Raw genomic sequence first — 12,485 nt, 5'->3', positions numbered from 1 at the left:
CTCGCTCGTGCGGTGCGGGTGCGCCTCAGCGGCGCAGGCGCAGGATGTGGCGCACAAAGCGCTCGGAGGCCAGTTCGAGCGTGAGCAGGTAGGCGTCCACGCGGCTGCGGAAGTAGCGCCAGAAGATTAGCGCCGGGATCGCCACGATCAGCCCGAAGGCGGTGTTGTAGAGCGCAATCGAAATGCCGTGGGCGAGTTGGCCGGGGTTGCCGCTGATGGCCTGGTTGAGCCCGCCGGTGCTCACCTGGGCGCCAAAAATCTCGATCATGCCGATCACGGTGCCCAGCAGGCCTAAGAGCGGGGCGGCCGAGGCGATGGTGGCCAGCGCGCTCAGGTAACGCTCGAGCCGGTGCGCCACCGCACGGCCCGTGCCCTCCATGGCCGCGCGCAGATCGGCTTCGCTGGCCTGCGGGTTCACCAGCAGCGTGCGCAGGCCGCTGGCCAGCACCTCGCCTAGCGCCGAATTTTGGGCCAGCTGGTTCACCACATCGGGAGGCGGCAGGGTCTTGGCCGAAACGGTCATGGCTTCATCCAGCAGACGGGGCGGTGCCACGCGGGCGGTCTTGAGGGAGATGAAGCGTTCCACGATCAGCGCCAGTGCAACGATGGAGCACGCGATCAGGGGCCAGATGGGCCAGCCGGCGGCTTGTATGATGGACAGCAAGGGTTCTCTCCGCTCAGAAGTGTCTTGGGCAGGCGGGATTATGGCCCAGCCAGCACGGGCCGCCCACGCGTCTGCGTGGGGCTTGCAACACCCCGTTCCATGCCTGGCGCCCGGCCCACAGATCCTGTGGATAACTTTGTGGGAAACCCGGGGCTGTCGCGCTGCAGCCCGCGCCAATTCACGGCGGCAACAAAATGATCAAAAATTGCGCACCAAAAAAACCATATAAATCAATGACTTGCACGATGGATTGCGCTTTTGCGGGGTGTGGCATGCCACGTGGGGTGGACGCCTCCGCTGCCGCACCGCTGTGGAGTACTGGCGGACGCGCGCACCGCGCCCCAGGCGGTATGCCCGGCGCCTGGAGCGCGCGATGACCGCCCCTGGGCTGGAGTTGGGCGCGCCTGCGCCCCGTGTATGGGCTGTGGGCGCGCTGTGCCGAGCCATTGCCGATGCGTTGGAATCGCGCTTCAACCCCGTGGCAGTGCAGGGCGAGATTTCCGGCTTCTCGCGTGCGGCGAGCGGGCACTGCTACTTTTCCATCAAGGACAGCCAGGGCCAGTTGCGGTGTGCCATGTTTCGCCGTGCGGCCTCGTTGCTCGACTTCAATCCGCGCGACGGTGAGCTGGTGGAGCTGCGCGGCCGCCTGGGCGTGTACGAGGCGCGCGGCGACCTGCAGTTCATCGTCGAAGGCATGCGTCGGGCCGGGCAGGGCGCCTTGTTTGAGCAGTTTTTGCGCCTGAAGGCGCAACTGGAGGCCGAGGGCCTGTTCGACGCTGCCCGCAAGCGACCGCTGTCGCTCAGGCCGCGGGGCATCGGTCTGGTCACCTCGCCCGGCGCGGCGGCCTTGCACGATGTGGTGACCGCGCTTCGCCGACGGGTGCCGCACATTCCTGTGACGCTGGTGCCCGCCCTGGTGCAGGGGGCAGCGGCACCGGCGTCCATCGTGGCGGCGCTATCAAAGTTGTATCAACGTATCGAGGCGGGGCAAGCACAAGCAGCCGATTTGGCTAAGAACCCGGCGGTGGATGTGATCCTGCTGGTGCGCGGCGGCGGTTCCATCGAGGACCTTTGGGCCTTCAACGACGAAGCGGTGGCGCGTGCCGTGGTGCAAAGCCCGGTGCCCATGGTCAGCGGCGTGGGGCACGAGACCGATTTCACGATTGCCGACTTCTGCGCCGACGTGCGGGCCCCCACGCCCACCGCGGCGGCCGAATTGGTGTCGGCCCCGCGCGAGGTGTGGCTTGGCGCGCTGCAGTTGCTTGAAGAGCGGCTGCAGCAGGCAGCGCTGCGCCGACTGGACGCCGGAGCGCAGCAGGTGGACTGGTTGGCTGCCCGCCTGGGTCGTCCGTCGGCCCGCATGGGCGAGGAAGCGCGCACGCTGCAGCGCTGGGGCGACCGGCTGCAGCACCAGGCGCGCCTGCAGATCGAGCGGCAGCAACAGCGGCTGCAAGGCACTTCGCGCGAGCTGGCGCAGGCGCTGCGCGAGCGCCTGCAGCGCGACGAACAGCGGCTGGCCGAGCAGGCGGTGCGGTTGGAGATGCTGAGTCCGCAGCGCGTGTTGGAGCGCGGCTACGCCCTGCTGTCGGATGCCGAAGGGCGGCCGGTGACGCAGGCCGCCGGGGTGCGCGTGGGGCAGGGACTTCGGGCCCAACTGGCCGACGGCGCGCTCGACCTCACGGTGACGCACCCGCGGTTGCTGTAGCGCGAGACGGCGCAGTGCGGCATGCCGCCGCGACCGACCGCACCGGTCTGCAGGGTATGCGGGTTGTTCCTACAATGCCGGCGTGCCGGGCCGCTGCGGACCGCCCTGCAGACCACGCGCAGACCCGCCGCAAGTCCCCTTTGTTTCACACCACGAGGAAAACCATGGAACACACCCTGCCCCCGCTGCCCTATGCGATTGACGCGCTGGCCCCCCATTACAGCCAGGAGACGCTGGAGTACCACCACGGCAAGCACCACAACGCCTACGTGGTGAACCTCAACAACCTGCAAAAGGGCACCGAGTTCGAGTCGATGACGCTCGAAGAGATCATCAAGAAGAGCAGCGGCGGCATCTACAACAACGCAGCCCAGATCTGGAACCACACCTTCTTCTGGAACTGCATGGCCCCCAATGGCGGTGGCGAGCCCACGGGCGCGCTGGCGGCCGCCATCAACGCCAAGTGGGGCAGCTACGCCGCCTTCCGCGAAGCGTTTGTGAAGAGCGCCGTGGGCAACTTTGGCTCCGGCTGGACCTGGCTGGTGAAGAAGGCCGACGGCTCGGTGGACATCGTCAACACCGGCGCAGCCGGCACGCCCCTGACCACGGCCGACAAGGCGCTGCTCACGGTGGACGTGTGGGAACACGCTTACTACATCGACTACCGCAACCTGCGTCCCAAGTTCGTCGAGACCTTCCTCGACAAGCTGGTGAACTGGAAGTTCGCGGAAGCTAACTTCGCCTGACAGACCGTCCGTGCGAAGCAGGATGGCGACCACCGCCATCCAGACAAAAGGCCCCGAGAGGGGCCTTTCTCATGGGCGCACCCGCCTCAGCGGCGGCCGAAAGGCCCGCCCGCCAGCCGCGCGCCCGCGCGGATGCCCTTGCGCTCAAACCAGCCCTGGTTCATCTCGAGCACATAGCGCACGGGCTTGGCCGAGCAGTGCGAGTCCAGCGTCTGCGGCTTCATGTCGGCCAGGTTCACGATGGTGCCGTCGTCCTGCACGAAGGCCGCCGTCAACGGCAGCAGCGTGTTCTTCATCCAGAAGCATTGCACCGCCGGTTGCTCGAACACGAACAGCATGCCTTCGTGCTGCTGCATCTCCTTGCGGTGCATGAGCCCGATCTGGCGCTGCTCGCGCGTCTGGGCCAGTTGCGCGTCAATGCGGTGCATGCCGGCGGTGAGCTCGACACGCGGCAGGTTCAGCTGTGGCCCCTCCTGGGCCGAGGCCGCGCCCACGGCCAAAGTTGCCACGGCGGCACAAACGAACTGCCGCCACAGGGCAGCGGGGCGGTCGCGCAGGGGGCGGTACGGAGCGGGCGAGGGTACGGTCAGGGGCGGTGCGCTGTGCATGTGACAAAGGCGAGGCGGTGTCGAAGCCGCCATTGTGCAGGCCTTGCGCGCGGCGCTGTGGCAGTACGGGTGGCTGCGGGTACGCGTAAAAAAGCCCGCACTGGGCGGGCTTTGTTGGGGGGCAGCGGAGCTCAGGCCTTGCGGGCCGTGCGCTTTTTGCTCTTCTTGGCCTTGGTGGTCTTTTTGGCGGTCTGGGCCGAGACCTTGTGGGAGGACACAGCCTTGGCGCCCAGGCTGTGCGAAGACTTGGCCTTGACGACCTTGGGCGCGTGGGCACGGTGCGGTGTCGTGACCTGGGCGCTCGCGCCCACGGCGAACAGACCGGCCATCAGTGCAGCGAGTAGTGCTTTCATGTGTACTGATTCCTCGAAGATGAAACAAACAACCCCAAAGGTTGCGGGGGCATGGTAACGCTTCCTGACGGTCTGCCAACGGTGCCTGTGGTGCAAAAGGCGCACGCGCTTTTGTCAGTAGAATCGGAAGGTTTGTTTAGAGTGTTTTGCCTAACCCGCCAGGGCTTCCAACCCTGGTTTTCCATCGGAGACCCCGTTACATGACCACCTACCAGCACATCAAGGTGCCCGCCGAAGGCCAGAAGATCACCGTCAATGCCGACATGTCCTTGAACGTGCCTGACCAGCCCATCATTCCCTACATCGAAGGGGACGGCACGGGCTTTGACATCACGCCAGTGATGCTCAAGGTGGTGGACGCAGCCGTGGCCAAGGCCTACGGCGGCAAGCGCAAGATCCACTGGATGGAGGTGTACGCCGGCGAGAAGTCGACCAAGGTGTACGGCCCCGATGTCTGGCTGCCCGAAGAAACGCTGCACGCCGTGCGCGACTACGTCGTTTCGATCAAGGGCCCGCTGACCACGCCCGTGGGCGGTGGCATCCGTTCGCTGAACGTGGCCCTGCGCCAGGAGCTTGACCTGTACGTTTGCCTGCGTCCCATCCAGTACTTCAAGGGCGTGCCCTCGCCGGTCAAGGAACCCGAAAAGACCAACATGGTGATCTTCCGCGAGAACTCGGAAGACATCTACGCCGGTATCGAATTCGAAGCCGAATCGGAAAAGGCCAAGAAGCTCATCAAGATCCTGCAGGAAGAGTTCGGCGTCAAGAAGATCCGCTTCCCCGAGACCTCGGGCATCGGCGTCAAGCCCGTGTCGCGCGAAGGCACCGAGCGCCTGGTGCGCAAGGCCATCCAGTACGCGATCGACAACGACAAGCCCAGCGTGACCCTGGTGCACAAGGGCAACATCATGAAGTTCACCGAAGGTGGCTTCCGTGACTGGGGCTACGCCCTGGCCGCCAAGGAATTCGGTGCCGAGCTGATCGACGGCGGTCCGTGGATGAAGTTCAAGAATCCGAAGACCGGCAAGGAAATCACCATCAAGGACAGCATTGCCGACGCCTTCCTGCAGCAGATCCTGCTGCGCCCGGCCGAGTACAGCGTGATCGCCACGCTGAACCTCAACGGCGACTACGTGTCTGACGCACTGGCAGCCCAGGTGGGCGGCATTGGCATCGCCCCCGGCGCCAACCTGTCGGATTCGGTCGCCATGTTCGAAGCCACGCACGGCACGGCCCCCAAGTACGCTGGCAAGGACTACGTGAACCCTGGTTCCGAAATCCTGTCGGCCGAGATGATGCTGCGCCACATGGGCTGGACCGAAGCCGCCGATCTGATCATCAGCTCGATGGAAAAGTCCATCCAGAGCAAGAAGGTGACCTACGACTTCGCCCGCCTGATGGAAGGCGCGACCCAGGTCAGCTGCTCGGGCTTTGGCCAGGTGATGATCGACAACATGTGATGCCGCTGCGCGCCCTGCGCGCGCTGCCCACATGCGACCCGCAGGCCGAAAGGCTTGCGGGTTTTTTTTATGGCTTGTGCTTGTCTGTGCTCAGTGGTTTGCTATTGAAATAATAGCGTTTGCACCGAAGAGCCTGCGGCGCGATGCGGGTTTGTCTGGAGCTTGCAAGCGCAGCCATTTAATTGACACCTCAACTATATAGACTTAAATTGACTGCCCAAGCCTGCTGCGTTGAGCGGGCGCCAGGAGGGCAGTCCATGAAGATTGTGTGCATCGGAGGTGGGCCAGCGGGGCTGTACTTTGCGCTGTTGATGAAGCAGCACAACCCGGTGCACGACATCACCGTGGTCGAGCGCAACAAGCCCTACGACACCTTCGGCTGGGGCGTGGTGTTTTCCGACGCGACCATGGACCACATGCGCACCTGGGACTTGGAGACGGCCAACGAGGTGCAGCAGGCCTTCAACCACTGGGACGACATCGAACTGCGCTTCAAGGGCCGCACGGTGCGCTCGGGCGGGCACGGCTTTGTGGGCATCGGGCGCAAGAAGCTGCTCAACATCCTGCAGGCGCGCTGCGAGCGTCTGGGCGTGCACCTGGTGTTCGAGACCGAGGCGGGTTCCGACGACGATTATCCCGATGCCGATCTTGTGATCGCCTGCGACGGCATCCATTCACGCGTGCGCAGCCAGCACGCCGAGGTGTTCCGCCCCGACATCGTGACCCGGCCCAACCGGTACATCTGGCTGGGCACCCACAAGCTCTACGACGCGTTCACCTTCGACTTCCAGCGCACCGAGCACGGCTGGTTCCAGGCGCACATCTACAAGTTCGACGAGAACACGACCACCTTCATTGTCGAGTGTCCTGAGGCCGTGTGGCGGGCCCACGGGCTCGATCAGGCCGACCAGCAGGCCTCGATCGCATTCTGTGAACGCGTGTTTGCCGACAACCTGCAGGGCGCAGCGCTCATGACCAACGCGCGCCACCTGCGCGGCTCGGCCTGGCTGAACTTCCAGCGCGTGACCTGCGAGCAGTGGTGGCTGCGCAATCGCCATGGCGCGCATGTGGTGCTCATGGGCGACGCGGTGCACACCGCGCACTTTGCGATCGGTTCGGGCACCAAGCTCGCGATCGAGGATGCGATGGCGCTCACGCGGCAGTTCCAGCGCCTGGGCGACACGCCCGACCGTCTGCCCGAGGTGCTGGCTGCCTACCAGGAAGAGCGCCGCGTCGAGACCCTGCGCATTCAGAATGCGGCCTGGAACGCGATGGAATGGTTCGAGGTCTGCGGCCAGCGCTACTGCGACGCCTTCGAGCCCGAGCAGTTCATGTACTCGATGCTCACGCGCAGCCAGCGCATCAGCCACGAAAACCTGCGCCTGCGAGACCGCGCCTGGCTCGAAGGCTACGAGCGCTGGTTCGCTCGCCGCGCCGGGGTGCCGGTGGCCGAGGGCGCCACGCCGCCACCGCCCATGTTCACCCCGTTTCGCCTGCGTCAGCTCACGCTCAAGAACCGCATCGTCGTATCGCCCATGGCGCAGTACGCGGCCGAAGACGGCATGGTGGGCGACTACCACCTCGTGCACCTGGGCGCGCGGGCCCAGGGCGGTGCCGCGCTGGTGATGGCCGAGATGACCTGCCCGAGCGCCGACGCCCGCATCACACCGCAGTGCCCGGGGCTGTGGAACGAAGCGCAGGCCCAGGCCTGGCGGCGCATCGTGGACTGGGTGCACACGCAGACCGATGCGCACATCGGCGTGCAACTGGGCCATGCGGGCCCCAAGGGCGCGACGCACGCGCCCTGGTCGGGCCCGGGTATGGACCAGCCCTTGGAGCAGGGCGGTTGGCCGTTGCTGGCGGCCAGCGCCCAGCCCTATCTGCCGCATGGTGCCGTGCCGCGCGCCATGGACCGCGCCGACATGGACCGGGTGCGCGACGACTTCGTGGCGGCCACGCACCGCGCCGCCTCCGCGGGCTTTGACTGGCTCGAACTGCACTGCGCCCACGGCTACCTGCTGTCGAGCTTCATCTCGGCGCTCACCAACCACCGCAGCGACGAATACGGCGGCTCGCTGGCTGGGCGGCTGCGTTACCCCCTTGAAGTGTGCCGCGCCATGCGCGCCGCCTGGCCTGCCGGGCGGCCCATGTCGGTGCGCATTTCGGCGCACGACTGGGTGGACGGTGGCACCACACCGGCCGACGCGGTAGAGATTGCACGCGCCTTCAAAGATGCCGGGGCCGACCTGATCGACGTGTCGTCGGGCCAGGTGCATCCGGGCCAGAAGCCCACCTATGGGCGTATGTACCAGACCCCGTTTGCCGACCGGGTGCGGCAAGAGGCCGGCATTGCCACCATGGCCGTGGGCGCGATCAGCGAGGCCGACCATGCCAACAGCATCCTGGCCGCCGGCCGGGCTGACCTGTGTGCCGTAGGCCGCCCTCACCTGGCCAACCCGGCCTGGACGCTGACCGAGGCCGCGCGCATCGGCTACACGGCCGTCGCCTGGCCGCGCACCTACCGCTCGGCCAAGCCGCAGCTCGAATCGCTGTTTGCGCGCGAGAAGGCGCAGGGCGCTGGCCAGTGAGCAGGGATGGTCTGGATGCCTGAACGTATGCATGCTGCGTTGAACCTGCCACCCACCCCCGATGCGCTGGGCGACCACCAGATCGGCCTGGAGGCCCGCGCCCAGGCGGGCGACCACCTCGACACGCGCATCTGGCTGCGCCTGTTGGCCTGCAGCACCCAGATCGAGCAGCAGATCCGCCAGCGCCTGCGTACGCGTTTTGGCACCACGCTGCCGCGATTTGACTACCTGGCCCAGCTCGACCGGCACCCCGAAGGGTTGCGCATGAACGTGCTGTCGCGCTATCTCATGGTCACGGGCGGCAACGTCACGGGCCTGACCGATCAGCTCGTCAAAGACGGCTGGGTCGAGCGCCTGCCCGACCCGCAGGACCGCCGCTCGCTGCGCGTGATGCTCACCGAGCGCGGCCGGGCCGAGTTTGCGCTGATGGCCGCCGAGCACGAACGTTGGCTGGCCGAACTGCTGGGCGGCCTGCCGCTGCCCGACAAGCAGGCGCTGTACGACCAGCTCGGCCGCCTGCGTATCCACCTTGCCCAACTGGCCGACACGCCTGCCTCCCATCCCGTTGAAGGATCTGCCCATGACTGAACCCCGCATCGACCCCGCCCTGGCCGCTGGCACCGCGCGCCCTATGGCAGGCTACCAGGCCCGGCACTTTGGCTGGGCGGTCGACGCCGGTGTGGCCACCATCACGCTCGCTCGGCCCGAGCGCAAGAACCCGCTGACCTTCGACAGCTATGCCGAGCTGCGCGACCTGCTGCACGCGCTGCAATGGGCTCCTGATGTGCGCGCGCTGGTGCTCACGGGGGCGGGCGGCAACTTCTGTTCGGGCGGCGACGTGCACGAAATCATCGGCCCGCTGCTGCGCCTCAAGGCCCCGGAGCTGCTGGCCTTCACCCGCATGACCGGTGCCGTGGTCAAGGCGCTGCGCCTGTGCCCGCAGCCCGTGGTGGCCGCGGTGGATGGCGTGTGTGCCGGTGCCGGGGCTATTTTGGCCATGGCCAGCGACCTGCGCCTGGGCACGGCGCGCAGCCGCACGGCTTTTTTGTTCAACCGCGTGGGCCTGGCGGGCTGCGACATGGGGGCCTGCGCCATGCTGCCGCGCATCGTGGGGCAGGGGCGGGCCAGCGAATGGCTGTACACCGGACGGGCGCTGGGCGGCGAAGAGGCTGAGCGCTGGGGCTTCTTCAACCGCCTGTGCGAGCCCGAGGCGCTGCTGGCCGACGCCCAGGCACTGGCGGCCGAACTGGCCGCCGGACCGAGCTTTGCCCACGGCATGACCAAGACCATGCTGCACCAGGAATGGGCCATGACGCTGGACCAGGCGCTCGAAGCCGAGGCCCAGGCCCAGGCCCTGTGCATGCTCACTGAAGACTTCCGCCGCGCGTACGACGCTTTTGTGGCGCGGCAGCGCCCGCGTTTTGAGGGGAACTGAGATGCCCGCACCCGACTGCCTGCAGTGGCCGTTTTTTGAGCCACGCCACGCTGCGTTGGCCACAGCGCTGGACGCCTGGGCCCATGCGCACCTGCCGCATGGCGAGGCGTCCGATGTGGACGCCGCCTGCCGCCAGCTCGTGGCCCAGCTGGGCGCCGGGGGCTGGCTGCAGCACGCGGTGGCGGGCGATGGCGCGGGCGCCGTGCTCGACACCCGCGCGCTGTGCCTGATCCGCGAGACGCTGGCCTGGCACAACGGCTTGGCCGACTTTGCGTTTGCCATGCAGGGCCTGGGGTCTGGTGCCATCAGCCTGGCGGGCAATGCCGCACAGCGCGCGCACTACCTGCCGCGCGTGGCCGCGGGGCAGGCGATTGCCGCGTTTGCGCTGTCGGAGCCCGAGGCCGGGTCTGACGTCGCCGCCATGGCCTGCCAGGGGCGCTGGGAGGGCGATGCGCTGGTGATCGACGGCGAAAAGACCTGGATCTCCAACGGCGGCATTGCCGACTTCTACGTGGTGTTTGTGCGCTCGGGCGACGGTGCGCCCGAGGGCGCCACACGCGGGGCCAAGGGCATCACCGCGGTGGTGGTGGACGCCACCACGCCGGGGCTTCAGATTGCCGAGCGCATCGAGGTGGTGGCCCCGCACCCGCTGGCACGCCTGCGCTTTGCCGGGTGCCGGGTGCCGCGCTCGCAGGTGCTGGGCGCGCCGGGCGAGGGCTTCAAGATCGCGATGCGCACGCTGGATGTGTTCCGCACGTCGGTGGCGGCTGCAGCGCTCGGGTTTGCGCGGCGCGCGCTGCACGAGGCGCTGGCACGCGCCCGCAGCCGCAGGCTGTTCGATGGCCACCTGGCCGACCTGCAGCTCACGCAGGCACGCCTGGCGCAGATGGCCACGGGCATCGACGCGGCGGCCTTGCTCACCTACCGCGCGGCCTGGCAGCGCGACCAGGGTCGGGGCGTGACGCGCGAGGCCGCCATGGCCAAGATGACGGCCACCGAGACCGCCCAGCAAGTCATCGACGGTGCCGTGCAGCTCTGGGGCGGCCTGGGCGTGACACGCGGGCAGGTGGTCGAGTCGCTGTACCGCGAAATCCGCGCGCTGCGCATCTACGAAGGGGCTACCGAGGTGCAGCAGCTCATCATTGCGCGCGAGCTGTTGCGCGACCCGGTGGCCTGACGCCCGCCCGTTCGACCCTACGCCCACGCCGGAGGTCCCATGCCCTACAGCGCCCATGTCGACCGCTTTGCCGAGCAGCGCCTGCCGCCGGCGTCGCAGCAGCCCGCCTACCACTTCGACCTGCCTGGGCTGCAGTTTCCCGAGCGGCTGAACTGTGCAACCGAACTGCTCGACCAGGCCGTCGCCCGCGGCTGGGGCGACCGGCCCTGCCTGCACGCGCCGGGCCTGACATGGACATACGCCGAGTTACTGGCGCAGGCCAACCGCATTGCGCGGGTGCTGGTGCACGACATGGGCCTGGTGCCGGGCAACCGCGTGCTGCTGCGCGCGCCCAACAACCCCATGCTGGTGGCTTGCTGGTTTGCCGTGGTCAAGGCCGGCGGCATTGCCGTGGCCACCATGCCGCTGCTGCGCGCCAAGGAACTGGTGGCCATCCTCGACATTGCCCAGATCAGCCACGTGCTGTGCGATGCCGCGCTGGCCGAAGAGCTGGACCTGGCGCGCGCGCAGTCGCCCTGGCTGCGCGCGGTGCGCACCTGGGGCAGCGCACCGGGCGCGGCCGAGGCGCTGGAACCTGCCATGCAGGCGCACCCATCGCACTTTGACAACGTGGACACGGCCGCCACCGACACCTGCCTGCTGGGCTTTACCTCGGGCACCACGGGCGTACCCAAGGCCACCATGCACTTCCACCGCGACGTGATGGCCATTTGCCGCTGCTGGCCTGAGCATGTGCTGCGCCCGCAGGCGGGCGACGTGTTCATCGGCAGCCCGCCGATCGGCTTCACGTTCGGGCTGGGCGGGCTGGTGCTGTTTCCCATGCATGTGGGGGCCAGCAGTGTGCTGCTCGAAAAAGCCAGCCCGCCGCTGCTGCTCGATGCCGTGCAGTCCTTTGGCGCCACGGTGATGTTCACCGCGCCCACCACCTACCGTGCGCTTGCGCCGCAGGGGGCGCTGCTGCGCGGCACACGGCTGCGCAAGTGCGTGTCGGCCGGCGAGGCGCTGCCCGCGGCCACGCGCGCGCTGTGGAAGGACGCTACGGGCATCGAGATCATCGACGGCATTGGCGCCACCGAGCTGCTGCACATCTTCATCTCGCACGACGAAGCTTCAGTGCGCGCCGGTGCCACCGGGCGCGCCGTGCCGGGCTACCGCGCCAAAGTGGTGGATGCCGAAGGCCGCGACCTGCCCCCGGGCCAGGTCGGGAGGCTGGCCGTGCAGGGACCCACGGGCTGCCGCTACCTGGCCGATCCGCGACAAACCCAGTACGTGCAAAACGGCTGGAACCTCACCGGCGATGCCTATGTGATGGACGCTGACGGCTACTTTTTCTACCAGGCGCGCACCGACGACATGATCGTCTCAGCCGGCTACAACATTGCCGCGCCCGAGGTGGAGAACGCCTTGCTGGCCCACCCGGCGGTGGCCGAATGCGCTGTCATCGGCGTGCCCGACGAGGAGCGCGGCCAGATCGTCAAGGCCTTCGTGGTGCTCAAGCCGGGCGAGTCGGGCGACGAAGCCATGGTGCTGACGCTGCAGACCTTTGTGAAGCAGACCGTCGCGCCTTACAAGTACCCGCGGGCCGTGAGCTTCATCGCCCAGTTGCCGCGCACGGCCACCGGCAAACTCCAGCGTTTTCGGCTGCATGCGCTGCACGAGGGCAACATGGCCGCAAAACCCGGATGAGTCGCCCTACACTCGCGTGCCGGGCGACGCTGCGCCCGCCCCATCACCGCCCAGCCCCTTGAG

11 protein-coding genes are annotated in these 12,485 nt (G+C 67.6%); 8 read left to right on the top strand and 3 right to left on the bottom strand.

Features of this window, described 5'->3' with window-relative positions:
* Positions 1 to 25: 25 nt before the first annotated feature.
* The gene (locus ABD866_RS05595) at positions 26 to 664 is read right to left on the bottom strand and encodes a MotA/TolQ/ExbB proton channel family protein (RefSeq protein WP_345061995.1); all 639 of its coding nucleotides are present in this window, start codon (positions 662 to 664) and stop codon (positions 26 to 28) included.
* Between the two features lie 373 nt (positions 665 to 1,037).
* On the opposite strand from ABD866_RS05595, the gene xseA reads away from it, so the two are divergent.
* Both xseA and ABD866_RS05585 read left to right on the top strand, forming a co-directional pair.
* Positions 1,038 to 2,369 carry an exodeoxyribonuclease VII large subunit gene (gene xseA / locus ABD866_RS05590; protein WP_345061993.1) on the top strand — a complete coding sequence of 444 codons (1,332 nt, stop codon included), beginning with the start codon at positions 1,038 to 1,040 and terminating at the stop codon, positions 2,367 to 2,369.
* 164 nt (positions 2,370 to 2,533) lie between these two features.
* Entirely contained in the window at positions 2,534 to 3,115 is a 582-nt protein-coding gene (locus tag ABD866_RS05585; RefSeq protein ID WP_345061991.1) for a superoxide dismutase, read from the top strand.
* An 86-nt stretch (positions 3,116 to 3,201) separates the two neighbouring features.
* Here the strand turns inward: ABD866_RS05585 and ABD866_RS05580 are convergent, their stop codons facing one another.
* Positions 3,202 to 3,723, bottom strand: a complete 522-nt coding sequence (locus ABD866_RS05580) for a DUF192 domain-containing protein (protein WP_345061989.1) — start codon at positions 3,721 to 3,723, stop codon at positions 3,202 to 3,204.
* A gap of 131 nt (positions 3,724 to 3,854) precedes the next feature.
* Positions 3,855 to 4,076, bottom strand: coding sequence for a hypothetical protein (locus ABD866_RS05575; RefSeq protein ID WP_345061987.1), 222 nt, complete (start codon positions 4,074 to 4,076; stop codon positions 3,855 to 3,857).
* 200 nt (positions 4,077 to 4,276) lie between these two features.
* On the opposite strand from ABD866_RS05575, the gene icd reads away from it, so the two are divergent.
* From icd to ABD866_RS05545, 6 genes are all read left to right on the top strand, one after another.
* Positions 4,277 to 5,536: an NADP-dependent isocitrate dehydrogenase gene (gene icd / locus ABD866_RS05570; RefSeq protein WP_345061985.1), complete on the top strand. Its 1,260-nt coding sequence runs from the start codon at positions 4,277 to 4,279 to the stop codon at positions 5,534 to 5,536.
* A 257-nt stretch (positions 5,537 to 5,793) separates the two neighbouring features.
* Entirely contained in the window at positions 5,794 to 8,124 is a 2,331-nt protein-coding gene (locus ABD866_RS05565) for a bifunctional salicylyl-CoA 5-hydroxylase/oxidoreductase (RefSeq protein WP_345061983.1), read from the top strand.
* A gap of 15 nt (positions 8,125 to 8,139) precedes the next feature.
* Entirely contained in the window at positions 8,140 to 8,712 is a 573-nt protein-coding gene (locus tag ABD866_RS05560; RefSeq protein ID WP_345061981.1) for a MarR family winged helix-turn-helix transcriptional regulator, read from the top strand.
* Positions 8,705 to 9,559, top strand: coding sequence for an enoyl-CoA hydratase family protein (locus ABD866_RS05555; protein ID WP_345061979.1), 855 nt, complete (start codon positions 8,705 to 8,707; stop codon positions 9,557 to 9,559). Before ABD866_RS05560 ends, ABD866_RS05555 begins: the two co-directional genes overlap by 8 nt.
* Before the next feature lies 1 nt (position 9,560).
* Positions 9,561 to 10,736, top strand: a complete 1,176-nt coding sequence (locus ABD866_RS05550; protein WP_345061977.1) for an acyl-CoA dehydrogenase family protein — start codon at positions 9,561 to 9,563, stop codon at positions 10,734 to 10,736.
* A gap of 39 nt (positions 10,737 to 10,775) precedes the next feature.
* A complete protein-coding gene (locus tag ABD866_RS05545; protein ID WP_345061975.1) occupies positions 10,776 to 12,422 on the top strand; it encodes an AMP-binding protein in 1,647 nt (548 codons plus the stop codon).
* The last annotated feature ends 63 nt before the right edge of the window (positions 12,423 to 12,485 follow it).

The sequence above is a fragment of the Acidovorax lacteus genome, assembly GCF_039540375.1.
GTDB lineage: Bacteria > Pseudomonadota > Gammaproteobacteria > Burkholderiales > Burkholderiaceae_C > Acidovorax_G > Acidovorax_G lacteus.
This window is presented reverse-complemented; position numbering and strand designations above follow the sequence as displayed.